Origin of the sequence: Centipeda infelix ATCC 43532, assembly GCF_000234095.1 — a bacterium.
GTDB lineage: Bacteria > Bacillota > Negativicutes > Selenomonadales > Selenomonadaceae > Centipeda > Centipeda infelix.
Genome location: NZ_JH376800.1, coordinates 1 through 24,594, shown reverse-complemented (window position 1 = coordinate 24,594; position 24,594 = coordinate 1). Strand labels below are relative to the sequence as shown.

The 24,594-nt window shown below is 57.9% G+C and carries 21 protein-coding genes, 1 tRNA gene and 2 rRNA genes; 5 read left to right on the top strand and 19 right to left on the bottom strand.

Annotated elements, in window-relative coordinates; all coding sequences use genetic code 11:
* Positions 1-11 precede the first annotated feature (11 nt).
* The 4 genes from HMPREF9334_RS08975 to HMPREF9334_RS08960 form a co-directional block, all read right to left on the bottom strand.
* Complete coding sequence (locus HMPREF9334_RS08975; protein ID WP_006693152.1) at positions 12-692, bottom strand: ABC transporter ATP-binding protein; 681 nt, start codon at positions 690-692, stop codon at positions 12-14.
* Positions 689-1,894, bottom strand: coding sequence for an ABC transporter permease (locus HMPREF9334_RS08970; protein WP_006693151.1), 1,206 nt, complete (start codon positions 1,892-1,894; stop codon positions 689-691). The genes HMPREF9334_RS08975 and HMPREF9334_RS08970 overlap by 4 nt, the downstream gene beginning before the upstream one ends.
* The gene (locus tag HMPREF9334_RS08965) at positions 1,891-2,307 is read right to left on the bottom strand and encodes a DUF4418 family protein (protein ID WP_006693150.1); all 417 of its coding nucleotides are present in this window, start codon (positions 2,305-2,307) and stop codon (positions 1,891-1,893) included. Before HMPREF9334_RS08965 ends, HMPREF9334_RS08970 begins: the two co-directional genes overlap by 4 nt.
* Positions 2,308-2,428: 121 nt before the next feature.
* Positions 2,429-2,504 (bottom strand) — tRNA-Gln (locus tag HMPREF9334_RS08960).
* Positions 2,505-2,624: 120 nt separating this feature from the next.
* On the opposite strand from HMPREF9334_RS08960, the gene HMPREF9334_RS08955 reads away from it, so the two are divergent.
* The 5 genes from HMPREF9334_RS08955 to HMPREF9334_RS08935 all read left to right on the top strand — a co-directional run bounded on the left by HMPREF9334_RS08955 (position 2,625) and on the right by HMPREF9334_RS08935 (position 9,945).
* On the top strand, positions 2,625-3,407 hold the full coding sequence (locus HMPREF9334_RS08955) for a MurR/RpiR family transcriptional regulator (RefSeq protein WP_006693149.1): 783 nt from the start codon (positions 2,625-2,627) through the stop codon (positions 3,405-3,407).
* A 259-nt stretch (positions 3,408-3,666) separates the two neighbouring features.
* Entirely contained in the window at positions 3,667-5,778 is a 2,112-nt protein-coding gene (locus HMPREF9334_RS08950; RefSeq protein ID WP_006693148.1) for an alpha-glucoside-specific PTS transporter subunit IIBC, read from the top strand.
* 207 nt (positions 5,779-5,985) lie between these two features.
* Positions 5,986-7,650, top strand: a complete 1,665-nt coding sequence (locus HMPREF9334_RS08945) for a glycoside hydrolase family 13 protein (RefSeq protein ID WP_006693147.1) — start codon at positions 5,986-5,988, stop codon at positions 7,648-7,650.
* Positions 7,647-8,420 (top strand): HAD-IIB family hydrolase, encoded by a 774-nt coding sequence (locus HMPREF9334_RS08940; protein WP_006693146.1) that lies wholly within the window; start codon positions 7,647-7,649, stop codon positions 8,418-8,420. Before HMPREF9334_RS08945 ends, HMPREF9334_RS08940 begins: the two co-directional genes overlap by 4 nt.
* 235 nt (positions 8,421-8,655) lie before the next feature.
* Positions 8,656-9,945: a hexokinase family protein gene (locus HMPREF9334_RS08935; RefSeq protein WP_006693145.1), complete on the top strand. Its 1,290-nt coding sequence runs from the start codon at positions 8,656-8,658 to the stop codon at positions 9,943-9,945.
* 64 nt (positions 9,946-10,009) lie between these two features.
* On the opposite strand, the gene HMPREF9334_RS08930 is transcribed toward HMPREF9334_RS08935, so the two are convergent.
* From HMPREF9334_RS08930 to HMPREF9334_RS08865, 15 genes are all read right to left on the bottom strand, one after another.
* The gene (locus HMPREF9334_RS08930) at positions 10,010-10,522 is read right to left on the bottom strand and encodes a hypothetical protein (RefSeq protein ID WP_006693144.1); all 513 of its coding nucleotides are present in this window, start codon (positions 10,520-10,522) and stop codon (positions 10,010-10,012) included.
* A 68-nt stretch (positions 10,523-10,590) separates the two neighbouring features.
* Positions 10,591-10,830 (bottom strand): AtpZ/AtpI family protein, encoded by a 240-nt coding sequence (locus HMPREF9334_RS08925; protein ID WP_006693143.1) that lies wholly within the window; start codon positions 10,828-10,830, stop codon positions 10,591-10,593.
* 30 nt (positions 10,831-10,860) lie between these two features.
* Positions 10,861-12,015: a non-hydrolyzing UDP-N-acetylglucosamine 2-epimerase gene (wecB, locus tag HMPREF9334_RS08920; RefSeq protein WP_006693142.1), complete on the bottom strand. Its 1,155-nt coding sequence runs from the start codon at positions 12,013-12,015 to the stop codon at positions 10,861-10,863.
* A 106-nt stretch (positions 12,016-12,121) separates the two neighbouring features.
* Positions 12,122-13,171: a glycosyltransferase family 4 protein gene (locus HMPREF9334_RS08915; RefSeq protein ID WP_006693141.1), complete on the bottom strand. Its 1,050-nt coding sequence runs from the start codon at positions 13,169-13,171 to the stop codon at positions 12,122-12,124.
* A 132-nt stretch (positions 13,172-13,303) separates the two neighbouring features.
* Positions 13,304-13,696: a RuvC family protein gene (locus tag HMPREF9334_RS08910; protein ID WP_006693140.1), complete on the bottom strand. Its 393-nt coding sequence runs from the start codon at positions 13,694-13,696 to the stop codon at positions 13,304-13,306.
* A complete protein-coding gene (locus HMPREF9334_RS08905) occupies positions 13,693-14,868 on the bottom strand; it encodes a DUF3084 domain-containing protein (RefSeq protein WP_006693139.1) in 1,176 nt (391 codons plus the stop codon). The genes HMPREF9334_RS08910 and HMPREF9334_RS08905 overlap by 4 nt, the downstream gene beginning before the upstream one ends.
* Before the next feature lie 29 nt (positions 14,869-14,897).
* A complete protein-coding gene (locus tag HMPREF9334_RS08900; RefSeq protein WP_006693138.1) occupies positions 14,898-15,998 on the bottom strand; it encodes an LptF/LptG family permease in 1,101 nt (366 codons plus the stop codon).
* Positions 15,999-16,135: 137 nt separating this feature from the next.
* Complete coding sequence (scfB, locus tag HMPREF9334_RS08895) at positions 16,136-17,524, bottom strand: thioether cross-link-forming SCIFF peptide maturase (protein WP_006693137.1); 1,389 nt, start codon at positions 17,522-17,524, stop codon at positions 16,136-16,138.
* A 142-nt stretch (positions 17,525-17,666) separates the two neighbouring features.
* Positions 17,667-17,804: a six-cysteine ranthipeptide SCIFF gene (gene scfA / locus HMPREF9334_RS11785; protein ID WP_006691237.1), complete on the bottom strand. Its 138-nt coding sequence runs from the start codon at positions 17,802-17,804 to the stop codon at positions 17,667-17,669.
* A 55-nt stretch (positions 17,805-17,859) separates the two neighbouring features.
* Entirely contained in the window at positions 17,860-19,155 is a 1,296-nt protein-coding gene (gene murA / locus HMPREF9334_RS08890) for a UDP-N-acetylglucosamine 1-carboxyvinyltransferase (RefSeq protein ID WP_006693136.1), read from the bottom strand.
* A gap of 26 nt (positions 19,156-19,181) precedes the next feature.
* Entirely contained in the window at positions 19,182-21,206 is a 2,025-nt protein-coding gene (locus HMPREF9334_RS08885; RefSeq protein WP_006693135.1) for a SpoIVB peptidase S55 domain-containing protein, read from the bottom strand.
* Positions 21,207-21,493: 287 nt separating this feature from the next.
* The gene (locus HMPREF9334_RS12890) at positions 21,494-21,769 is read right to left on the bottom strand and encodes a helix-turn-helix domain-containing protein (protein ID WP_006693133.1); all 276 of its coding nucleotides are present in this window, start codon (positions 21,767-21,769) and stop codon (positions 21,494-21,496) included.
* A gap of 376 nt (positions 21,770-22,145) precedes the next feature.
* Entirely contained in the window at positions 22,146-23,492 is a 1,347-nt protein-coding gene (locus HMPREF9334_RS08875; protein WP_006693132.1) for an MFS transporter, read from the bottom strand.
* 199 nt (positions 23,493-23,691) lie between these two features.
* Positions 23,692-23,808 (bottom strand): 5S ribosomal RNA (gene rrf / locus HMPREF9334_RS08870).
* Between the two features lie 300 nt (positions 23,809-24,108).
* Positions 24,109-24,594, bottom strand: a 23S ribosomal RNA gene (locus HMPREF9334_RS08865); the annotation flags it as partial.

Genomic DNA, 24,594 nt, shown 5'->3' with positions numbered 1-24,594 from the left:
TTCGGGATTTCTTATGCGATTTTTTCCAATTTCCCCGCCCTCATTGTATAGCAGGTATCGGCGTAGTTCCGTGCGTCACTCTCGTGCGTGACGAGGAGGACGGCAGTGCCCGCGTCGGCGGTCTCGCGCAGGAGACGGAGGACGCTCTGCGTATTCTCCTCATCGAGATCGCCCGTCGGCTCATCTGCGAGGAGGATTCCGGGCTGCATCACGAGCGCCCGCGCAATCGTCACGCGTCTGAGTTCCCCGCCCGAGAGTTCGGACGGCGCAACCGCGCCGAGTTTGCGGATGCCGAGACGTTCCATCAGCCCATCGGCACGCGCGGCGGCCTGCGCCTGTGACCCTGTGAGGAGAGCTGGCAACAGGATATTTTCGCGCACCGTGAGCGCGGCGAGCGACATCAGACGCTGAGGCACGATGCCAATGTGGCGGCTGCGCAGACGGGTACGTGCGTCCTCCCCCATCGTATAGAGATCCACATCATCCACGAGCACGCGCCCCGTCACGGGCTTCATCAGCCCACCTAGGATATGGAGCAGCGTACTCTTGCCGCTGCCCGAGCGTCCCGTCACCACTGTAAGGGCCCCCGCTGCAAGGCAGAAATCCGTCTCCTGCACTGCTATGAAATAGCCGTCCTTCGCACTATAGCGCAAAAAGTCCTGACTGATTTTTTCCGCACGAAGTTCCATCATCCATCCTCCCGCAGCATCTTACTGATTTGCGTATTCGTCACGCGCCCCACCGTCCACGCTGCTGAGAGAGTTCCCGACAGGATCGCCACAGCGAGTGTATTCACGGCGAGCATTGCAATCGTTCCGACATCCGGCAGGAGATAGGGACGCATCAACCCCTCCTTCATGAGCCCGGCAAACGGCAGTAGAACAATTGCGCCGATGGCGATGCCTGCCATCCCGCCTGCCGCGGAGGTAATGACAGCCTCCGTCAGCATCAATCGCAGCAAAAAGGAGCGTGTTGCGCCCGCGATACGCAGGATCAGGAACTCACGCCGCCGCTCCCGTGCAGACAGATGAAATCCAATGCCAAGAATGACAACGGCAATCATCCAAACAAATACGATCAGGACACCGACCGTTTCGAGAATGCCGCCGAGCCCCGCCTCTACATGATGCACCATCCCGTGCGCTGCCTTTGCCGAGAGTGCGGGATAGCTCTCATTGATGGCAGCCGCGAGCCCATCGGGCGTGAACCCCTCCGCTGTCCGAATCATCACGGCAGAGATGGCATTTTCCGTTGGAATCCCTTGGAAATAATCGAAGTCAAGCGATGCTGCATTTGCCATCATCGCACGCATCGTCTCCATATTCGTATAGACCGCCGTATCCATCCCCGTCCCCGTCGGACTCAGTCGCCCTGCCACACGGCATGGCGTGTTGTAAAATGTCAGCATTGCATCCGCAGGAACCGATATACCGCTGCCGACGAGGATGTCCCCGAAGCCGATCGCACCGTCATAGCTCTCCTGCATCCACGGGCGAATCGTAAAATCGGTCACGGGATCAAAGCCGATCAGCTGCACCGCCACCGAGCAGCACCCCGCGTGTGCCGAGGCAAGAAAAAACTGTGGTGTTGCCTGGGCAACGCCTGCCATTCCGCGCAGTTCATCCAGATAACGCGCCTCCATATAGAAATGCGCGGGCACGCCCTGTACGAGTACGCCCTCAAGCGCCCGTGTCTCTGCCGCCTCCTTCGGCAGTACCACGACATCTGCCCCAAGCCGCTGCTGAAAACGTATGAGCCCCCCTTGAAGCCCGAGCAGAATCTCTGAGCCGCCAAAGATCACGAGTGCGAGAATTGCCACGAGCGCACCCAGCACAGCGGAACGTGCCGCATTTCTGCGGCAGGTGCGCATAGCAAGCAGATATGCAAAGCTCATCCGTTCGCCCCCTTTCGATACACATAGATATCCGCCCCTGCGGTCATGATATTCAGCAGGGAGAGCACCGTCACCGCCGGCTCCATCACCGTATGGCAGTGCATCGTCTCCATCATACAGAGACCGATCAGATGATCCGGCACGGCAAATGCCAATACGGAGACCGGAATCATGGCAAGTGAAAGGCCGATCTTGACCTGTGCGCGCGGAATGACAAGGTGCATGACAGCGATTGCGAGCAGTGCCGCCGCAATCCCCATGAGTGCCTGCCCCGCCCAGTGGCACGTCATCCACGAGCCATCGGGACGCGCTTCACAGGGCGCAAATACCGTCTGTATGCCGACAAAAAAGATAAGATTCAGCGCCAGGAGCAGGATGTCCGTGATGCCGCACCTGCGTTTCTTTTCATTCATGGTAACAACTCCTTCGATGAGATCAATCGTCTCCATATCGTAGCAAAATTAAGAATAGTTTTCAATGATTTTTTCAGCAAACACAAAAAGAGCCGCAGATTTGCGGCTCCGAATTTACAAATGGCAGGGGTAGCTGGACTCGAACCAACGCATGCGGGATTCAGAATCCCGTGCCTTACCAACTTGGCGATACCCCTGTGTCGCTCTTAGCAACATGGGCAATTATAGCGGATATACACTGCCTTGTCAAGAAAATTTTTCGCCCCCATGTCGCGGCGTATGCTATAATGAGGAAAAACGATGAAAGGAAGATCGTCATGCAGCTCACGGAACGAATCAACGCACACCTGCGCGATCTCAGCGATGCGGACAAGTGCATCTGGCGCTACATCGAGAGCAACCGCGCGGCGGCGTGCCGCTCCTCCATCCACGATCTCGCGCGTGCGTGCGCCGTGTCGAGTGCATCGGTCGTACGCTTCGCGCAAAAGCTCGGCTTTGACGGATTCGGCGAAATGAAGGCGGTTATGCGTATGGAGAAGACGGCTCATCCTATCCCCGCAAACGATGTCAGAAACTCGCTCAGCAGCTTCTACGATCAGACATGGCGCACGCTCATGCAGCGCGACTACACGCGTGCGAGCCGTCTCATCCATGAGGCGCATCGCATCTTTGCCTACGCCTCCGGCTATGTGCAGACGAACGTCATGCAGGAAATGAAGCGTCTCTTCATCTACGACAACATCCTCATCTACGAGATTGCAGGACGCGAGGAATTCTACTCCGTCTACCAGACAGCGGGGAAGGATGACCTCTTTATCTTCATCTCGCTCTCGGGTGAATCCGAGCGCGTTGTAGAGTTCGCCGACCGACTGAATCTCAAGGGCGTGCCCATCCTCTCGATCACGGAGATGCGACACAATGCTCTTGCCGCCCGCTCGACAGAGAACCTCTACGTCATGCCCGCCGAGATCGGACTCGCCGAAAACGAGGCACGTCTCCAGTTCAAATCCATGCTTGCATACTTCCTCTTGCTTGAAATCTGGTATGTGCACTACAGACTTTATATGCAGGAACAGGAAGATTTTTCCGTAGAAGAGTGACGTAAGGGGATATCCCTAAGTGAACGCTTAGTTGCGCGGGATGTTCCCAACCATTTCTTTGTAACAAATTTCACCCTATGTACCACGGTACAGTCTCCGTACATCCCTCCCGAATGCCGCGAACCTATTGCGTTCGCGGCATTTTTGCGCTATCTTAGAGACAACGGATTTCATTTTAGTTTCAGTCTCAGTTTCATTCCCGGGAGGCGCGGAGCTTCCCCGCCGCAGAGGTTTGGTTTTGGGATAAGGAGGAACGCACATGGCACTCAGCAAGGATGTCATCATGCAAAACATGCAGCGGTTCGGCGGCGCGATGTATACGCCCGTCATTCTGTTTGCATTCTTCGGTCTGACGGTGGCGGTGTCCATCGTCTGCAAGAACGAGGGGCTGCTCGGCAGCATCGCCGCGCAGGGCACACTCTGGTACGATTTCTGGTTCGTCGTCGAACAGGGCGCATGGACCGTGTTCGCGCAGATGCCCATTCTCTTCGCGATCGCCGTTCCCATCGGCTTTGCGAAGAAAGAGCCCGCACGCTGTGCGATGGAATCTTTCGTCATCTACATGCTCTTCAACTACTTCATCTCCGCATTCCTCACGCTTCACGGCAGTGCGTTCGGCGTGGACTACAGCCAGGCGGCGGGACCCGGCACGGGGCTTGCGATGATCGCGAACGTCAAGACGCTTGACATGGGTATGCTCGGCGCGATCTTCATCGCTTGCTGCACGGCGTTCCTGCACAACCACTTCTATGACACGAACATCCCCGACTGGCTCGGCATCTTCAAAGGGCCTGCATTCGTCGTTGCAATCGGCTTTGTCGTCATGATCCCGATGGCACTTCTCTTCTGCGTCGTCTGGCCGGCGGTACAGCACGCCATCGAGCAGTTCCAGTTCTTCCTCAAGACCAGCGGCATTGTCGGTGTCTGGGCATACACATTCTCGGAGAAGATGCTCCTCCCGGCGGGTCTGCATCACTTCATCTATCTCCCGTTCATCTTCGGTCCTGCGGTCGTCGACGGCGGCATTCAGGCATACTGGCTCGGACACATCAACGACTTCATGGTCAGCGGCAAGTCCCTTGCCGAACTCTTCCCCGAGGGCGGCTTTGCCCTCCACGGCAGCGGCAAGGTCTTCGGTCTGCCGGGCGCAGCGCTCGCAATCTATATGTGTGCAAAGCCCGAAAAACGCAAGAAGACGGCTGCTCTCCTCATTCCCGCGACGATCACGGCGGTGCTCTGCGGCATCACAGAGCCAATCGAGTTCACCTTCCTCTTTGTCGCACCGCTTCTCTATCTCCTGCACGCCATTCTCTCGGCGACACTCTCCGCAACACTCTACGCGATCGGTCTCTCGGGCAACTTCGGCGGCGGTCTGATTGACTGCTTCGTTCAGAACTGGATTCCCCTTTTCTCGTATCACTATGTAACCTACCTTATGCAGATCGGTGTCGGGCTGTGCTTCACCGCGATCTACTTCTTCGTGTTCCGCTGGGTCATCCTGCTCAAGGACTATAAGACACCCGGCCGCACGGACGACGGTGTGGAGGACAAGCTCTTCACGAAAGCGGACTACAAGGCAAAACAGGCAGGTGCTGCAGGTGCTGCGACTGCCGCTCCCGGCATGAAGCTCGACGAGCGCGATGTGAAGGCGCGTGCCTTCCTCGACGGTCTCGGCGGTGCGGCGAACATCAAGGACGTGACGAACTGTGCAACGCGTCTGCGCGTCACGGTCAACGATCCCGAGCTTGTCGCTCCGACGGGTGCATTCACCGAGGCGGGCGCACACGGTCTTGTCCGCAACGGGCACGCATTCCAGGTCATTGTCGGTCTCTCCGTCCCACAGATCCGCGAGCGTTTCGAGGCACTCCTCACGGCTCCGGCCTCCGACGCGGACGAGGTTGCCGTCGGCACGGAGAAATCCGTCGCCATCAACGCAGTCACAACGGGTCACGTCATCGACATGAGCGAGGTCAAGGACGAGATGTTCTCGCAGAAGATGATGGGCGACGGCGTTGCGGTCGAGCCGACCGAAGGCGTTGTGGTTGCTCCTGCGGATGCCGAGGTCACGATGGTCATGGAGGACAGCCGCCATGCGGTCGGTCTCCGGATGGACAACGGCGCGGAACTCCTCATCCACATCGGTGTGGACACGGTAAAACTCGAAGGCAAGGGCTTTGAACTCCTCGTCAAGATGGGCGAGAGCGTAAAGGCAGGTGCGCCGCTCGTGAAGTTCGACCGCGATGTGATTCATGCGGCGGGCTATCAGGACACAGTCATCATGGCGGTCACGAACTCCGCCGAGTACCCGCTCATGAAGAAGACGACGGGCATGGATGCCAAGGCGGGTGAAACCCCTGTACTGACGTTCTGAGCGTTTTGATTCGTGCACAACATTCAACCGGAAAACGAAAAGCCTCCCCCGTCAGAGCGGGGGAGGGGGACCGCTTGCGGTGGAAGGGGCGCTTTGAACGAGCGTGTGCGAACTCCGCACGGACAATTTGCGCGCAAGCATAACCGTACAAAGTATCTACACGAAATTCACAGAACTGCACAGTAACTTTGCAGGAAAGGAACAAGCATGAAAGCAACGAAATGGTGGCAGAACACCGCTGTCTACCAAATCTACCCGAAGAGCTTCAACGATACCACGGGCAGCGGCACGGGCGACCTGCGCGGCATCACCGAGAAGCTCGACTATCTGAAGGATCTCGGCGCGGGTGCACTCTGGCTCACCCCCGTCTATCCCTCGCCCATGGTCGACAACGGCTATGACATCAGCGACTACACAGGCATCAATCCCCAGTTCGGCACACTCGCCGACATGGAGGAACTGATCGCCGAGGCAAAGAAGCGCGATATGCGCATCGTCATGGATCTCGTCTACAACCACAGCTCCGATCAGCATCCGTGGTTCATCGAGTCGAAATCCAGCCGCAATAATCCAAAGAGCGACTGGTACATCTGGCGCGACGCGAAGCCCGACGGCAGTGCACCGACGAACTGGCGCGGCATCTTCGGTGCCTCCGCATGGACGTACTGCACGGAACGCGATCAGTACTACCTCCACACCTTTGCCGAGGCGCAGCCCGACCTCAACTGGGAGAATCCCGAGGTGCGTGCAGCCCTCTTTGCGGCGGCGAACTTTTGGCTCGACAAGGGTGTCGGCGGCTTCCGCATCGATGCAATCACCTACATCAAGAAACCCGCTGTCTTCGCCGACGGCACCCCCGATGCGGCGGACGGCATGGTGAGCGTCCACACGATGACGGCAAACACGCCGGGCATCCTCGACTTCCTCCACGAATTCCGCAGGGAGGTCTTTGACGGACATGACATCTTCACCGTCGGCGAGGCAAACGGTGTCTCGGTCGCAGAGCTCCCCGACTGGGTGGGCGAAAACGGCGTGTTCTCGATGCTGTTCGAGTTCGCGCACGTCCTCGTTCCATACGAGGACGGTGAATGCTGGTCGAAGATGGTTCCGTGGAAGCTCACAAAGCTCAAGGGAGCACTCTCGGCAAGTCAGGCGGGCGTTGCCAAGGAGGGCTGGTACCCGATCTACTTCGAGAACCATGACCGCGCACGCTCCGTCAACTACTTCTTCCCCCAGGGCGGCGATACACGCCTTGCCGCAAAGGCACTGGCGACCGTTCTCATGACCCTGCGCGGTACGCCCTTCATCTACGAGGGCGAAGAACTCGGCATGACAAACGTCAAATGGGACACGATCGACGCATACGACGACATCTCCTCCCACGGCCAGTACGAGCTTGCGCTGAAGGAAGGATTCAGCCCCGCAGAGGCTCTGTCCTTTGTCCACTTCAACAGCCGTGACAATGCACGCACGCCGATGCAGTGGGACACGTCGGAACATGCGGGCTTTACAACGGGAACGCCGTGGCTGCCCGCAAACGAGAATTATCACACAATCAATGCGGAGGCTGAGGAAAAGGATGCGGACTCCGTCCTCTCCTACTACAAGCAAATCATCCGTCTGCGCAAGACGCACCCCGTACTGCTCAGCGGTGTCTATGAGGAACTGCTCGCGGACAATGAGCAGATCTACGCATTCTCGCGCACGGCGAGCAATCGCCGCATTGTTACGGCGGTCAACTTCTCTGCGGAGGAGGCACCGCTTCCCGCAGGATTCCTAAAGGGCGTGCGGCTCATCGGCAGCTATACGGATGCACCGAAAAATACGCTCCGCCCACTTGAGGCGGTTGTCTATGAGGAGGAAATAAAATGAAGGTAGCGGCAAGCGACTACGACGGCACGCTCCTCAGGGTCGGCAAAATCGACGCAGAGACAAAGGAGGGCATCGCTCGCTGGCGCGCGGCGGGGCACAAGTTCGGCGTCATCTCGGGACGCGACTACGGGATGCTTGTCCCGCAGCTGATCAAGTATGGCGTAGAATTCGACTATACCGTCTGCAACAACGGCGGCATCATACGGGGTGCGGATGCAGCCGTCCGATTTCAGGCAGAGATTGATCCTCGCGCGCTCACGGCGATTGCGTCGGAGCCGAGCGCACAGAAATCCTTCCACTTCGCCTTCTCGGCGGCAGATGTGACCTACCTCTGCCACCACTCCGAGGGCTCGTGGATCGAGCGTGAGGCAAAGGACTGGGACTTCCCCATTGTCTACATCACGGAAGCCGAGATCGGAGGGCTGACGGGGATTCAGCAGTTCTCTCTCGGTTTCCATGAGCCTGCCCTGTCCGATGAATGTGCCGCTGTGCTGAACGCAAAACTGGGGGATAAGATTCACGCATTCCCGAATGCGTGCAGTCTCGACATCACACCCGCCGGCATCAGCAAGGATCAGGGCATCCGTACCCTCCTCTCCGTCATGGGATGGGACGGCGCGGAGGTGTTCGCCATCGGCGACGAGACGAATGACCTGCCCATGCTCAAGGCTTGGGACGGCTACTCGCTCACCACGGCACGCCCCGAGATTCAGGCACAGGCGAAGCAGGTGTTCCCGAGCGTCGGCGCGATGCTCGATCACTTCTGCTAAACAAGAAATGGGATAAGATAAAATAAGCGCCCCTTCCACCGCTTTGCGGTCCCCCTCCCCCGTGCCGCACGGGGGAGGCTTTGGGGCAACGGCATATTAGCTTCCCCCGTCGCTACGGGGGAAGTGGCGCGCACAGCGCGTCGATAGGGGCGCTCCATGTGAAAGCATCTGCATAACCCAGCCTTCGCATGGGACGTTCACCGCCATATAGAATTAAAATACGGGAGGAGTTACCATGGGATTTGATCGTGAAAAATTTGACGAGATAAAGGCAGCCTTCACCATAGACGACGATGCGCTCCGCAAGATCGCCGACGATTTTCGCGCTGATATGTGTGCGGGGCTCGCGGGCAAAGAGGGTGCAACGCTCCGTATGCTCCGCTCCTATGCAGGGCTTCCGAGCGGCAAGGAGCATGGCTCCTTCCTCGCGCTCGACTTCGGCGGCACGAACGTCCGCGCCCAACGCATCCTCCTCAAGGGCGGTGGCGAATACGAGGTGCTGAGCAGGGTCGCAAAGCCGCTCACCCTCCCCGGTGTCTATGACTACGTCAGCGCGGATGCGACGGCAGAGGAGATGTTCGACTTCCTCGCCGGTATCATCGACGAAGCAATCGACGGGAATCGGGAGACGAAATACCTCCTCGGACATACCTTCTCCTTCCCCTCACAGCAGACCAACCTCAACAACGCGAAGCTCATCGTCTGGACGAAGGAGTTCGCCACGCAGGGGGTCGAGGGCAAGGTCGTCAACGACCTGCTCAAGGAGGCACTCGCACGGCGCGGCATGACAAATGTCACCCCCGTCGCTGTCATCAACGATACGGTTGCGGTGCTGCTCGCCGCGGCGTACAAGCACGAGCACACCTACATCGGATCGATTTACGCCACGGGGCAGAACACCTGCTACTACGAGGAGTTCGCGGACGGCAGTGAGCCGCCGACCGTCATCAACATGGAGTCGGGCGGCTTCGGGAATCTGCCCTTCTCCAAATACGACGATATTCTGGATCGGGAATCCGAACAGCCCGGTGCACAGCGTCTGGAAAAGATGGTCTCGGGACGCTACCTCGGGACACTCTACGGTGCGGCACTGGCGGATCTCCTCAGTGCGGACGGGGTCTATCCGTTTTCAAGCATCGAACTCTCCGAGATCATCACCGATGCCTACCTCGATCGCCATGCGGCAGGTGCGGTCATCGAAGCCAAGACAGGCATGACCTTCACCGCCGCCGAGCGAGCCCTGCTGCAGGAGCTCGCAACCGCTATCATCGTCCGCTCTGCACGCATTGTTGCAGCGACGTATGTCGCCATCATCCAACATCGTATGGGGGAGAACGAGCTCGAGAACCAGTTTGTCGCCGTTGACGGCTCCGTCTATGAGAAAGTCCCGCTCGTCGCACATCACCTGCGTGGCGCGCTCGACACTCTCCTCTTGGACGAGGCGGTCAACGTCAAGATCATCCTCGAAAACACAGGCTCTGCCCTCGGTGCGGCACTCGCAGCAGCCATGACAGAGAGAAAATAAAGATACGAACACAACCGCCCCGCAAGGTTCAACCCTGCGGGGCGGTTGTGTTCGTTTATCTGTACTATTGTTTTCTCTGCTCAAGCAGATCAAAGACTTCGTCCACGTCCATCTCGAACATCTGACTGTCTGCATGAATTGGCGCAAAATAATAGGTGACCTGCTCCGCACCAAATTCCCGTTCCAGCTTCTGCCAATTGTCTGTTGGAAGGGCCGCAAACGCAAGCGTATCACTGCCGAGCGAGCCCATATACCAGCGAATCTCATATGCAGGCGCGAGGTATTCCTGCGCCGCCTTGAGGGTTGTGTCCCTGTCCGCAGCGTCCGTCGCGTAGGGGATGACGTGTGCCTCTCCATCCTTTTTCAACAGGATATCAAAGCCGCGCTCCGTCTCAGAGTCCGTGCATTCGTAGTCAATCTGCGCCGTCTCCGGAAGAATGTCATTCAAATAGGACAGAACACTCTCATCCTCATCACCCCAATCCACCCAAATCAGTGCATCGCTCGCGTCAAATTCGTCCCTATGCTCGCTCGGTGCGGCGAGGAACAATTGCACCTCGCGAAACAGTTCATCCATTACAGTACCTCCTTCATGCTATAACAAAAGGCTGAGACCTTCGGAAGACCGATGTCTTAGCCTTTTTCTTACACCAGCTTATAGTATTTCAGCTGCCGATAGAGCGAGTAGATCGCTGCGGGGAAGCCAAGGATAATGCCCGCAATGGTGCAAACGCGCCCCGTTCCGAGGAAGTTATCGGCGCATTGCCCGAGGAAAATGAAGATTCCGAGAAAGACGAGGAAATAGATGCCGACTCCGGAAAGCAGACCAAATGCGCGCAATGCCTCCGCCATCCCCGACGGGGGCGGCATTTTCTTCTGCTCCATGATCTTCTCCTCCCCGCTCCTTATGCCCCCTTATGCGCCGAACGGCTCCGGCTTCGTGTGCGAATGTCCCGCATGGTAGAGGATCGCCTCGATGATGCGGCGTGCCGCCTCTCCATCGCCGTAAGGATTCACCGCCTCCGCCATATGTGTATACGCAGTCGGCTCGGTGAGTAGCCGCATGGTCTCCTCGTAAACGCGCTGTTCATCCGTGCCGATGAGGCGTACCGTTCCCGCTGCGACTGCCTCGGGACGCTCGGTTGTGTCGCGCAGGACGAGCACAGGTTTGCCGAGGGAGGGTGCCTCCTCTTGGATTCCGCCTGAGTCCGTCAGCACGATGTCAACGCGCGCCATGAGATTTGCAAACGGCTCGTAGTCAAGCGGATCGATGAGGTGAACGCGTGCCAGCCCCCCCAATTCCTCACGGACGATCTCGCGCACCTTCGGGTTGCGATGCACGGGGAAGACGACCTCCACGTCCGCCATCTCCTCGATGATGCTGCGAATCGCACAGTAGACATGACGCATCGGCTCACCGAGGTTCTCGCGCCGATGTGTCGTGACGAGCAGAACCCGATGATGCGCAAAGTCCACATTGGAAAGTTCAGCAGGAAATACATAGTCCGGCCGCACGGTATGATGGAGTGCGTCGATGACGGTGTTTCCCGTGACGAAAATACGCCGCTCGGGTACACCCTCCGCGAGAAGATTCGCGTGCGCGGTCGGTGTCGGAGCAAAGTGCAGGGTCGCAATGCCGCCCGTGAGACGGCGGTTCATCTCCTCGGGGAACGGCGAATAGATGTCATGTGTCCGAAGCCCCGCCTCAACGTGTCCGACGGGGATCTGATGGTAGTATGCGGCGAGTGCGCCGGCAAAGGTAGTGGTCGTGTCGCCGTGGACGAGGACGAGGTCGGGACGCTCCTTCTGGAACACCTCGTTGATGCCGAGCATGGCACGCGTTGTGATGTCGAAAAGGGTCTGTCCTGCCGCCATGATATTGAGGTCATAGTCCGGCGTGATGTGGAAGAGGTGCAGCACCTGATCGAGCATTTCGCGATGCTGTGCCGTGACGAGCGTCCGAGTTTCGATCGTATCCGTGTGACGCATGAGCTCCCTGACGACAGGGGCCATTTTAATTGCCTCGGGACGTGTGCCAAAGATCGACATGACTTTGATTTTGCCGGTCATTCTGCCTGTGCTCCTCTCAGAGTTCATACACCGTCCGTACTCCACGCAAACACCTCGTTACGCAAGCGATTGTGTGCTTGTAGGAGACTGTACGGTGATTTCTAATTTATTTCTGCTGCGGCACATCCATGCGGAGGATGCCCAGTTTACGAACGCCGATGAACACCGCTCCTGCAACGATCAGGATGATGAGGGTTGCCGCCTGTGTGCTGACCGCCGTGAGGGCAAGGGCGCACAGCCCGAACAGTGCACTCACAACGTACATGAGCAGCACCGCCTGTTTCTGTGTAAAGCCACGTGCGAGCAGCCGATGGTGCAGATGTCCCTTGTCCGGCTTGAAGATCGGTCGGTGGTTGCGCGCACGCCGTACAATAGCAAACGTGGTATCGAGAATCGGCAGCCCGAGTGCGAGGATCGGTACGATGAGCGCAATCGTCGCCGCACTCTTGACCGCACCGACCACGGAGATGCCCGCGAGGATGAACCCGAGGAACATACTGCCCGTATCCCCCATGAAGATGCGCGCGGGGTTGAAGTTGTAGTAGAGGAAGCCGACTGCTGCGCCCGCGAGAGCCGCTGTCACCATCGCCACGAAGGGAATCCCCTCCTCCATCGCCACGAGGAAGATCGTGACGGCGGCAATGGAGGACACCCCCGCCGCGAGCCCGTCGAGCCCGTCGATGAGGTTGACCGTGTTCGTCAGCCCGACGATCCAGAAGATCGTCGCGGGAATAGCGAACCATTCAAGATAGATAAAGTCGCCGAGCGGGTCGGTGACAAAGTCGATCCGCACGTCAAACGCAATGACGAGCACAGATGCCGCGATGATCTGCCCGAGCAGCTTCACCTTTGCCGGCAGGTCACAGTAGTCGTCGATGATGCCGATTGCGACAATGATCGTCCCGCCGACCATGAGGCCGATGAGGCTCATCATGTACTCAGGCGTAAGATCGACGAAGAGAAGCTGCACCAGAATCGACACCATAAATGCAGCGTAGATCCCGATGCCGCCGATGCGCGGGATGGGGCGTTCGTGTACCTTGCGTGCATCGGGCTTGTCGAGTGCCCCCGTACGACGCGCAAAGGCGATGACCGCCGGTGTCAGGATGAGTGCCACACCGAGCGCGATCATAAAGGCTAAGACATTATCGGGCATGAATGATTGCTCTCCTTAAAGAAGTACCGAAAACATACTTCTGTTCATCTTACCGCAGGATAGGGACGCTGTCAATCAGACAATAAAAGAGTACAGGGCATTTATTGGTAATGTGGGACATACACCACGAAATTATCGTTTTTCCAAGAACCTCTGCGCCAATATCACTGCAACAAAATCGTCCACGGGCACGGGCGGCACGAGCATCCCGCGCGGCACGAGCCGCCGCCACCCGCGCGGCGGGTGTGCCTTCCAGTAGGCGCACTTTGCCGCGTCTGTTGTACGGTACTCATCGACCAAGGTCACGGGTACGCCCAACGCCTCGACCCGTTTCTTTGCATCCGCGCTCGTTGTCCCATTGCCCATGATAACGTTCGGCTCATATGCTCTGATGAGCGTCCCCACGGTGGCATCCAACTCAGCAGTCATGACAACGCGCTGCACGAGCACCCGTCCATCCGATGCAAGGACGGCAACGCCGCATTTCTCGCGCCCGGGGTCAATCGCAAGGACGCGGCGGCTCACATCCCGCTCCCGTTTTCATTCTCGATCTTAAACTTCAGCCGCAGGGGGCCCATCGCATCCGTATCGCCGTCCGCATACGCAGAGATGACGACGGGACTCGTATGCGCCGCAAGCTCCTGCACGAGCCCGTAGAACTCCGCCCCCTCGATCACACCGACCGTGCCGCGGATCGGGTCGGGCAGAATCCCCTTCGCCGATGCCGCCGCGTTGACCTCGCGCAGGAACGCCATGACCGACTGCTCAGCGGCGTTCCCGAGCCCCTCAGGAGCGTAGACACGCGCGATGATGAGCTCACCGTCATGGTAGATTACACGGTTTGGATAGAGCTCGATCGATGCGCGGATCTCGTCGCCGCGCACGAGATTCCCCGCCGCCACAATGCGTACAATCATGTCGACGGAGCTCTGCTCGATCGCATGCACAGCAGCATCGTACTCGGGCCCGTAGATCCAGATGTCCTGATCCGTGTGGTTCTCGCCGAGACGCGTCGAGATGTTGCGCGTTCCGAGCTGGGCAATCCCCGCCATCCCACGCTCGATCTCTTCGTGCGAGAGCCCTGCGGGAATCGTCCCGCTCGCGATGATCTCCCCCGCCTGATAGACAATGTTGCCCTCGCGCAGGTTCAGGATATTCTCGCGCAATTCGTTTGCGCGTACCCCGAGTGTCTGAATATCCGCCTGCAGCGTCTCGTTCTCACCCGAGAGACGACCGTTGAGGGAGATCAGCCCCTCCTTTTCCATCATGAGCGCGCGGTTCCCCGCCGAGAGCCGGTCGGACTCGGCGCGAAGCCCGCCCTGCTCCGCCTCAAGTCGCGCGATCTCCTCCTCCGATTTTTTCAGTTCGCCGCTCGCCTGCTCCTGCTCGTTCTTGGCACGTTCGAGCTCCCCCGAAGTAAAATCGAGTGCCGCACGAGTATCCGCGATCAAGGCGTTCAGACGATCCATACCGAAGAGCGCCGTGCGGACATTCTCGGAGACCGCCGCCATGATGCCGAACGTCACCGTCGTGATGCAGATTCCCGTAAAGATCGTGACAATGACCGCCGTATGGCGCGGACGCAGTCCGAAGATCGAGAGTTTCTTCTTGCCGATGCGCGTGCCGAGGCGGTCGCCGATAAAGGCGATGACGCCGCCCACAACAGCGAGCACAAGGATGAGTGTGATACCGTACATGGCGCGTCACCCCCTTTCCATCATACAATTTACTGCGATGCACGCCGCAGGAGATATGCCCCCGCAATCATACCGACGATGTTCGGCAGCCAAACCGCCGGCAGCGCGGGCAGGACCTCACCGCGGGCGAATGCGTTGCCCATCGTCATGAGCGCATAGTAGATAAAGATGATGATGACGCTCATCGCAAAGCCCGCCGACGAGGAGTTGCGCGTCGGCTGAAGTCCGAGCGGCACACCGATCAGCGTGAAGATGAGGCTCGCCATCGGGATCGAAATGCGCTGATAGAGCTCCGTCTCAAGCTTCGTTGTGTTGACATACTGCGTCTGCATGAGCGCGATCTGGTGGCGCAGCTCGCGCATTGTCATCTCCTCGGGAGCCTTCTGCTCGCGGATGATCTGACGCGGATCCTTCTGCACGGGCAGCACCTGCCGCTCAAAGCGCAGTCGACGCTCAAGATGTTCGTCCGCAATGTCGTAGACATCGCCCTTGTGCATGATCCACTCCGTACCCGTCCACTCCGCATACTCCGCATTCTCGACGTGCGACACCTTGCCGTCCGCACCGAAAATTTGCAGGCTCACCCCCGTAAGGCGCTGGAGCTCCGCATCGTAGGAACGCGCATAGACGAGCCGCTGAATTTTACCGTCCGTAATCTCTTTAATGATAAGGTGCTCCTGCGACTTCATGCCGGAGTTGCCCTCGATCTCATAGTAGATGACATTGCGGTACGCCGTATTCGCGCGCGGGACAACGTGCTCGTTGAAGAGAATCGCACCGACACTCACGAGGAAGCCGAGGAGAATTGCAGGCGCGGCAATCCGTCCGAAGCCGATGCCGCAGGACTTCATCGCCGTGATCTCACTCGCGGACGAGAGCCGTCCGAACGTCAGGAGGCTCGCGAGCAACATGGACATCGGGAACGTCCACATGACCACGCCTGGCAGACTGAATACAAAGATCTTGATGATCGACGGCAGCGACGCGCCGTAGTCCGTAATGTACTGGGCAATGCGAAAGAGCGTGCCCGAGCCGATAAAGACCGCCGAGAACGCGCAGATCGCAAAGAGGAAGGACAAAAAAACCTCCCGAAAAATGTATTTGTCGAGGATTCGTATCTTCAGACGCATAGAGTTCTCCTCTGATTGGTGCTTTCATTGGTATCGCTCTATTTTATCATTTTCGCCTCGTATTGACAAGGAGACAAAAGGAGCACACCCGACTGTGTCAGGTCAAAAACCTTCGTGCAACAGCCACTTTCGCATTCTTATGCTCTTTTCCGTACATCCTCCTGCGCTTCCTCCTGCTCCAGTGCGAGCACTGCCTGTACGAGGATGGCGCACTCAAGACGCTTCTTCTGGATCTCACAGCCAACCTCGTAGGGATGGCGGATGTCCCCGTGAAAGAGGTCGGCGTTCGCATGACAGCCGCCGCTGCAGTAGAACCGTGCCCAACAGTCGCGGCAGAGCGGCTTATTGAGCACATGGGAGTTGCGGAAGTACGTCGGCAGATCCATACTCTCCACACCCGTAAATACCGACCCGAGGCGATAGCCCTCGCGTCCGACGAACTGGTGGCACGGGTAGAGGTCGCCGTTCTCCGCAACGGCGTAGTATTCATGCCCCGCACCGCAGCCCGCAAGACGCTTCGCAACGCACGGGCCGTGATTCAGGTCCATATTGAAGTGGAAGAAGAAGAACCCCTTACCCGCTCGCACGCGGTTCAGATATGTCTCAGTCAGATGATCGTACTCGGCAAAGATGCGCGGCAGATCCTCCTCCGTAAAGCCGAGTGGGCTGTCCTTTAAGACCACCGGCTCCATTGAGAGGATGTCGAAGCCCGCCTCATTCATCGCGAGCACATCCTTTGTAAAATCGAGATTCTCGCGCGTGTACGTCCCGCGCAGATAGTAGTCATTGCCGTCACGCGCGTCCACGAGCTTCTTGAAGTTCTTCATCACGACATCGTACGAGCCATTGCCGCGCACATCGGGACGCATCGCATCATGCACCTCGCGCCGCCCGTCCGAGGAGAGCACGACGGAGATGTTGTTGTCGTTCAGCCATGCGATATTCTTGTCGGAGAGAAGCATCCCGTTCGTCGTCAGCGTCAGCTTGAACTCCTTGCCCGTCTCCTGCTCACGCTGTCGCACATACTCCGTGACCGCCTTCACCGTACCGAGATTCATGAGCGGTTCACCGCCAAAAAAGTCGATCTCGCAGTGCTTCCTCGGACCGCACCCATTGATGATGAAGTCCACCGCCGCGCGTCCGACCTCGGGGCTCATGATCGCCCGATGCCCGCCGTAGCTGCCGCCATCGCCAAAGCAATACTTGCAGCGCAGATTGCAGTCCTGTGCCACCATCAGGCACAGCGACTTCACGAGCCCGCGCGACTTGAACGTCGGCGGCACATCGATGTCGGGCGCAAAGAGTGCGCCCGCCGCCATCAGCTCATGCAGTTCGCCGCACGCTTCGCGCAGCTCAGCCTTGGGATAGCGACCTACAAGACGCGCAATCACAGCCTCGTCGTTTGTTCCGTCGAAATCATCCATTATATCGAAAATCATCTCGTCGATCACGTGAACTGCACCGCTGTTCACATCAACGAGAATGTGCATACCATTCTGCTTGAACTTATGCGTTCGGACTTTCATTTGTTCTCCTTCATAAACACTCTTGGAAATGCAATACGCGTACGACCGTTTGCGCAACTAAGTGTTTGCGTAGCGTATGCAGGACAAACACACAGAAAAAGCCCCTCTCGCAAACGAGAAGGGCTGTGCCGATTCCCCCGTCTTACTTCGCGCAGGGCTGGTTGCCCACCGTGCAGGAAGTCTTGCAGGCAGACTGGCAGGACGCCTGACATTCGCCGCAGCCGCCCGTGTAGAGCGTGGACTGCATCGTCGGCTTATTGACCGTCTTGATGTGCTTCATGACTCATTCCTCCTCAATCGGTCGTTCCTACTAGATTTTATCGCATAAATTCCATTTATGCAAGTGATTTTTCGCACTCGTCCCATACGCCCTCGGTGCGGCGGATGTCCGCGCCGAGCGCAACGAGCTTTGCCACGAGATCATCGTAGCCACGATCGATGTGATGGATGAAGCCGACGCGCGTTTCGCCCTCTGCCACGAGGCCCGCGAGCACCATTGCTGCGCCCGCACGCAGATCGGTCGCACGCACCGCAGCCCCCACGAGACACTGCCCGCCCTCGACCGTCGCCGTCCGCCCGTCCACGCGGATCTGTGCACCCATGCGCAGCAGCTCATCGACGTGCATAAAGCGGTTCTCGAATACGGTCTCCGTAACGACGCTCGTCCCCTCCGCAACAGTAAGCAGTGCCATAAACTGCGCCTGCATATCCGTCGGAAAGCCGGGATATGGCATGGTTTTGAGATCGATGGCCTTCATCCTGCCGTCCGCACGCACGCGAACGCCCGCGATATCCTCCTCGATCTGCGCTCCCGCCTCCTGCAGTTTTGCCACGACGGGCTTCAGATGCTCGCTGATCGCATTCTCGATAAAGACATCGCCGCCCGTCATTGCCGCCGCGACCATATACGTCCCCGCCTCAATGCGGTCGGGGATGATGGTGTAATCCGCAGCCATGAGCCCGGGCACACCGTCGATCTTGATGCGGTTCGTGCCCGCGCCGCGGATGTGTGCTCCCATGACGTTCAGATAATTCGCGAGATCGACAATCTCCGGCTCAAGTGCCGGATTCTCGAGGATCGTCTGTCCCTCGGCACAGGATGCCGCCATCATCACATTCTCCGTCGCACCGACACTCGGGAAATCGAAATAGATCCGAGCTCCCTTCAGCCCGTGCGGCGCAGAGGCATGAATCGCCCCCTGCGTGATGTCGATCTTTGCGCCGAGTGCCTCAAAGCCCTTGAGATGGAGATCAATCGGACGCGTTCCAATCGCGCAGCCCCCCGGCAGCGAGATCTCCGCACGCCCCTCGCGGGCAAGCAGCGGTCCCATGATGAGAAAGGATGCGCGCATCTTGCGAACCAGTTCGTATGGTGCGGACACCGTCGCAATCCGCGATGCGTCAATCGTCAGCCGATGCTCCTTCGCGGCGTAGTCCGCCTTCACTCCGAGCGAGCGCAGCACCGAGCAGATCGTATAGACATCCTCCAGCGCCGGCACATCATCCAGAACGCTCACACCACGACTGCCGAAGAGTGCCGCCGCGATGATCGGCAGCACCGCATTCTTTGCCCCGCCGATCTTCACACGTCCGCGCAGCGGATGCCCTCCGTGAATCACCAGTTGTTCCATTCACCGTACCCCTCCCTGCGGCTTTCCTAGTCCTCTACCTTGAGTGTCGCGTGTATCACGTTCTCAATCACATACGGCGCAAAGAATTTTTCCTTCTCTTCCTTCTTGTTCGGATCTGCAAGCAGGGTTATGCGCTTCTCCGGCTCAGCCTTCGCCGCACGCGCCGAAGCCTTTGCTGCCGCCTTCATACGCCTTTTCATCTCCTTTTCGGAGGTCGGCGCGGGAGCGGCCCCTGGCGCGATGATGATCTCGTTATTCTCCCCCTGCTCCGCCAACTCGCGCAGACGGTCGCCCGTCGACTTAAACTTCTCCTCGTCATCCGGCACTTCAAGCCCCGCCTGTGCAAGCAGCATGAGCGGGTTCACGGGCACAAAACCGCCGCCGCGAATATCCAGATTCATCATCCCCGTCGGCTGCGTCTTGGGTACGGTATACGGAATCGACAGCGTCTCCTCCGCCTTGCGGTAGGGGCGGATCTTCGTCTGGAACGTCACCGTCTCGCCCGGTTTCACCGTCATCTTATCGGGCGTCGCCGAGACGAGCAGTGCCGTCTGTCGTTCGCCGTCCAGCTCCACATCCACATTCACATCAATGACATCGGATTCCTTCTCCGCATTCGTCACAATCAGGTTCATCGCCTGCAGCAGTTCCGTCACCGCTATCTGCCCGACATCCGCCGCACTGTAGTACATATTACGCCGCTCAAAGAGGCCGCCTTCGTAGGCGTTCGTACGAATCGCAAAGCGAATGCGCGCCGTGCTGCTGCCGAGCGTATCCGAGACACGGTTCATTGCAGCATAGGCGACACTGCCCGAGAGGATCGGCAGGAAATCCTCGTCATAGGCAATCTGCGCGCCGAACGTCTCCTCCGTCCCGAGCGCATTGTCCTTCACGCGAATTTGAACGGGCACAGAGGTTGGAAACGTTCCGAGCACCCCTGCGATCCCCGTCTCGCGGTCCTGGTTGACGCGCCCGATCACACTGCCGATGTTCGCGATCTTCACGCCGTTGCTCTGCCCTGCGATCGTACCGATCACATCCGCGTCTGTCATAAAGTAGTTGACATTCCCCTTGTGCATAAAGGAATGCCCGAACGCCAAGACCTTTTTCCCGTCGACCGCCGTCACCGTCCCCGTCGCGCCGATGCTGAAATCTCCGTAGACAAGAGCCACACCGACAGGCTGCCCGCCCGTGAGCGTCGCATCATAGCGCGTATGAAGCTTTGTGTTTGTACCGGAACCGCCGAGCGGAAGAAGTGAAGTCCCGCTCATCGGGAGCTTGTCCTGCAAGTAGCGCAGCCCCGCTGTATTAAATCCGCGCGTGAAGAAATACGCCTTGTCCTCCGTCGGATGTGTGGATGTCTCCTCCTTACCGGCAGTCTCGGACGTGTCCGCAGCCTCCACAGAGGACGTATCCGTATGCGCCACAGCGGAAGACGCCTCCTCCGTCGACGCATCCACCGCTTTCTCGCCGTTCAGCGCAGCAATCATATCACGCCACTCGGCTTCGCGCTCCTCGCGCGACATCTTCGCAAATTTTTTCTCACGCGCACGCAGACGGCGCTTTTCCTCCGCCTTCTTGCGCTCCTCGATCGCCTTCACCAGATCGACCGTGTCAATGCTCGTCTGGTTCTTAGTATCCGGCATCGACCAGAGCGGTGTCATATCCTCGATCGGCGTGATAAAGAACGTATAGGGGCTGAGGTCTTTCAGCCCCGCCGCAAGCGCCCCGACTAGACGATCCTCCACATAGACAGGGCTGCCGCTCATTCCTTGGAGCACACCGCCGACGTGCTCGATAAAATCGCCACTCGTCCGCGCCATAATCATGCGCTGCGAGCCTTTTCCACCCTCCATCCCCCCAAGGATTTCAACGGGAAACGTGCGGATCTCACCGGAGGTATCAAGCACGGTATATGCCGTCCCCTGCATCCCCGCCATCACCTCGCTGTATGGGAGAATCGGCGGCATCGCATGGGAAGCCGGCGCATAAAAATTAAGCGTAAACGCAAAAAGAGACGCCGCTGCAAGGCGTTTCAAAGAATATCGCAAAATGTCACCTCAAAAAAATGTGCTACAATAGAGTTTATCCGCTCTATTGTAGCACACACAGAAAAAATACGCTAGTTTTTTCGCCGCATCCTCGAAATGTATCAGATCTATACAGTACTCACGGCGAGGGGGCTCCTATTGCGCAGGCATTCCTTCTTCCAGCATGGCATTGTGCTCGTTCGACCACTTGTAACCAAGATACGCGCCGGCAATACTAACGATGGTGGCCAGCTCCGGACTCGCGAGCCCTACGCCCCAGCTGATGAACACGAGAGCGATGACCGTGATCACGCCCTTCTTGTTGAACCCCGTACTATAAAATAACCCGAGAATGAAAAAACCAAGGATTGCCCCAAGGACAGGACTTTACATTCAAAGGTGTATATTTTCTTTGTGTGGGAAGGTTTCAAACCATCCACCCCGAATGTCTTATATGCCTTTACCCATCTCTGGAAGGGCGTGCGTGGGACGTGATAACGTTTCGATAGCGTTTCATAGCTTCCGTGTCCTGCAAGATATTCCTGCACAACCTTCAGCTTACATTCTGTACTGTATTTTGCCATTACAATACCCCCAAAAGTTAGATCCTCTAAGTCTAACTTTTGGGGGTCAGGTCATTTTTAGCTTCGTGCAACAGCCCTTTGTCATTATGTCAGCGGTATCGCTACAAGTGCCCCTTCCACCGCTTACGCGGTCCCCCTCCCCCGTGTCGCACGGGGGAGGCTAGGGTTATGGCATCTTAGCTTCCCCCGTCACAACGGGGGAGCGGTCAACGTCATCCAATCGCACGTCGCTAACGCTCGTGTTCTTGGGTCGTTTTCCCATACGACCTGTTTCCCGATCAGCTACCCCCTTTGGGCTTGCTTCTCGGACAGGTCAGTAAGTGGCGAGTGCAGCGAGCCGATAGGGGCGTTCGTGCAACAGCCCCACTTTTTGCTGTCACGTCTCTCCGAGCGAATGCTCCAATTCCTCCAACGTCTGCTGCTTACTCTCGCGCCCGAGGAGGATCACCGTGCCCGAGATCAGAGCGAAGACCGCCGCGAACATCATAAAGATACCGCTCATCGGGAACGCATGCGCGAGCATCACGCCCACAAGCATCGGCGCGATCATACCGCCGATCCGCCCGAAGCCCGCCGCCCAGCCGCTGCCGAGCGCACGCATCGACGTCGGATACTGCTCCGGCGTATAGGTGTAAATGACGCCCCATGCCCCGAGGTTAAAGAAGCTCATCGCCGCCCCCCAGACAAGAAGTGCCGTGACATCACCCGCATTACCAAAGAAATAGCTGCATACGCCGCTCAGCAAAAGGAACAGTCCGAGCGTATAGCGCCGACCGATCACATCCACCAAATACGCCGCCGCATAGTAGCCCGGCAGCTGCGCAAGCGTCATGATGAGCACATACTCAAACGTCTTGACAATCTCGAACCCCTGCGCATACACAATCGACGGCAGCCACATGAAGATCCCATAGTAGCTGAACACAATGCCGAACCACGCAAGCCAGAGCATCGTCGTACGGCGGCGCATCCCCTTCGCCCAGAGCGACGCAAAGCCTGGTGTCTCCACGCGCTCCGCCTCAACTCTGCCCGGTGCGAGCTGATCGAGGAACGGACGCTCCGGCATCTTCAGCTGACTCTCGATGTCGCGGATAATCGCCTTTGCCTCATCCACGCGACCCTTCGAGAGCAGATAGCGAATGGACTCCGGCATATGCAGACGCAGCAGGAACACATAGAGCGCAGGCAGCGCGCCAATGAGGAAGGCAGCCTGCCAGCCAAAGACCGGAATCAGGAGATAGGCAATACACGCCGCCGCGAGCCATCCAAGGCCCCAGAAACTCTCAAGGAGAACAATAAAGCGGCCGCGCAGCTTTGCTGGCGCATACTCGCTCATCAGCGTCGCCGCAACGGGCAGCTCTCCGCCCAAGCCAAAGCCCACAAGGAAGCGGAACACAAGCAGCGACTCATAGCTCCACGCCACCGCACACAACCCTGTCGAGATACTGTAGAGGAGAACCGTGATCGTGAACACCTGCTTGCGCCCGATACGGTCTGCAATCGTCCCCGCAAGCACCGCACCGAGTGCCATACCGATGAGACCGATCGAGCCGATCCATCCCACCTGTGCCGGCGTGAGACTCCACTCCCGCGCAAGCACCGGCAAAACGAACGCGATCAGCCCCGTGTCCATCGCATCGAACAGCCACCCAAGCCCCGTCACAGCAAGCAGCTTGTACTGGAATCTGCCAAGCGGCAGATTCTCCAACCGATCCAAAATCATAAAATAGCCTCCTTCATAGCGTGCGGTCAAGAAATCGCTGATATATATGTACCGCCGCCCCATCAGAGAAAGAACGAAACATTTCCTATTATAGTCACACTATAATGAAAATGCAAGGAGGAGTGTCTCATCTTAGTAACATTTCATAGCTCATCTCATGATAAAGAAAAAAGCCCGTGAATCATCACGAGCTTATCTTTTGCGGCAACTACCTACTCTCCCACGTCGTCTCCAACGAAGTACCCTCGGCCTTTGAACGCTTAACTACTGTGTTCGGAATGGGAACAGGTGGTACCGTTCAGGCATCATCACCGCATTGCTGACTTGTCCAAGAGCAAAGCCCGCAGGGCGCATGCGATTGGGTAACAAGTCGTATGGGAAAGTGTCCCAAGAGTCAAGTCCAAAGGACGCAGACGATTGGCTGACACTGACCGCTCTGAGTGTTGTCCACTCAAAACTTCACAGAAGAAACTGCAAGCAAATTGTTCTTGTTAGGCAAAACTACCGTAGTGAATCACACTGTTGAGCTACTGTCGACATTTGCTTCGCAAACGTCGACTAAGTGATTCGCACAAGATTGTCTGTCGCTATGCTCCGACAATCTTAGCTCTCTACTTAAGTCAAGCCCTCGACCGATTAGTGCTGGTCAGCTGCACACATTGCTGTGCTTCCACACCCAGCCTATCTACCTTGTCTTCTTCAAGGGGTCTTACTTCCTTATAGGAATGAGATACTTCATCTCGGGACGGGCTTCACGCTTAGATGCTTTCAGCGTTTATCCCTTCCGGACGCAGCTACCCGGCCGTGCCCTTGGCAGGACAACCGGTACACCGTTGGTCCGTCCACTCCGGTCCTCTCGTACTAGGAGCAGCCTCCCTCATGTATCTTACGCCCGCGATGGATATGGACCGAACTGTCTCACGACGTTCTGAACCCAGCTCACGTACCACTTTAATGGGCGAACAGCCCAACCCTTGGGACCTGCTTCAGCCCCAGGATGTGATGAGCCGACATCGAGGTGCCAAACCTCCCCGTCGATATGGACTCTTGGGAGAGATTAGCCTGTTATCCCCAGGGTAGCTTTTATCCGTTGAGCGATGGC

What these genes read in the sequence shown, in the direction of transcription:
- HMPREF9334_RS08975 (WP_006693152.1), bottom strand. Translation starts at nt 692, where the DNA reads ATGATGGAACTTCGTGCGGAAAAAATCAGTCAGGACTTTTTGCGCTAT.
- HMPREF9334_RS08970 (WP_006693151.1), bottom strand. Translation starts at nt 1,894, where the DNA reads ATGAGCTTTGCATATCTGCTTGCTATGCGCACCTGCCGCAGAAATGCG.
- HMPREF9334_RS08965 (WP_006693150.1), bottom strand. Translation starts at nt 2,307, where the DNA reads ATGAATGAAAAGAAACGCAGGTGCGGCATCACGGACATCCTGCTCCTG.
- HMPREF9334_RS08955 (WP_006693149.1), top strand. Translation starts at nt 2,625, where the DNA reads ATGCAGCTCACGGAACGAATCAACGCACACCTGCGCGATCTCAGCGAT.
- HMPREF9334_RS08950 (WP_006693148.1), top strand. Translation starts at nt 3,667, where the DNA reads ATGGCACTCAGCAAGGATGTCATCATGCAAAACATGCAGCGGTTCGGC.
- HMPREF9334_RS08945 (WP_006693147.1), top strand. Translation starts at nt 5,986, where the DNA reads ATGAAAGCAACGAAATGGTGGCAGAACACCGCTGTCTACCAAATCTAC.
- HMPREF9334_RS08940 (WP_006693146.1), top strand. Translation starts at nt 7,647, where the DNA reads ATGAAGGTAGCGGCAAGCGACTACGACGGCACGCTCCTCAGGGTCGGC.
- HMPREF9334_RS08935 (WP_006693145.1), top strand. Translation starts at nt 8,656, where the DNA reads ATGGGATTTGATCGTGAAAAATTTGACGAGATAAAGGCAGCCTTCACC.
- HMPREF9334_RS08930 (WP_006693144.1), bottom strand. Translation starts at nt 10,522, where the DNA reads ATGGATGAACTGTTTCGCGAGGTGCAATTGTTCCTCGCCGCACCGAGC.
- HMPREF9334_RS08925 (WP_006693143.1), bottom strand. Translation starts at nt 10,830, where the DNA reads ATGGAGCAGAAGAAAATGCCGCCCCCGTCGGGGATGGCGGAGGCATTG.
- wecB (WP_006693142.1), bottom strand. Translation starts at nt 12,015, where the DNA reads ATGACCGGCAAAATCAAAGTCATGTCGATCTTTGGCACACGTCCCGAG.
- HMPREF9334_RS08915 (WP_006693141.1), bottom strand. Translation starts at nt 13,171, where the DNA reads ATGCCCGATAATGTCTTAGCCTTTATGATCGCGCTCGGTGTGGCACTC.
- HMPREF9334_RS08905 (WP_006693139.1), bottom strand. Translation starts at nt 14,868, where the DNA reads ATGTACGGTATCACACTCATCCTTGTGCTCGCTGTTGTGGGCGGCGTC.
- HMPREF9334_RS08900 (WP_006693138.1), bottom strand. Translation starts at nt 15,998, where the DNA reads ATGCGTCTGAAGATACGAATCCTCGACAAATACATTTTTCGGGAGGTT.
- scfB (WP_006693137.1), bottom strand. Translation starts at nt 17,524, where the DNA reads ATGAAAGTCCGAACGCATAAGTTCAAGCAGAATGGTATGCACATTCTC.
- scfA (WP_006691237.1), bottom strand. Translation starts at nt 17,804, where the DNA reads ATGAAGCACATCAAGACGGTCAATAAGCCGACGATGCAGTCCACGCTC.
- murA (WP_006693136.1), bottom strand. Translation starts at nt 19,155, where the DNA reads ATGGAACAACTGGTGATTCACGGAGGGCATCCGCTGCGCGGACGTGTG.
- HMPREF9334_RS12890 (WP_006693133.1), bottom strand. Translation starts at nt 21,769, where the DNA reads ATGGCAAAATACAGTACAGAATGTAAGCTGAAGGTTGTGCAGGAATAT.
- HMPREF9334_RS08875 (WP_006693132.1), bottom strand. Translation starts at nt 23,492, where the DNA reads ATGATTTTGGATCGGTTGGAGAATCTGCCGCTTGGCAGATTCCAGTAC.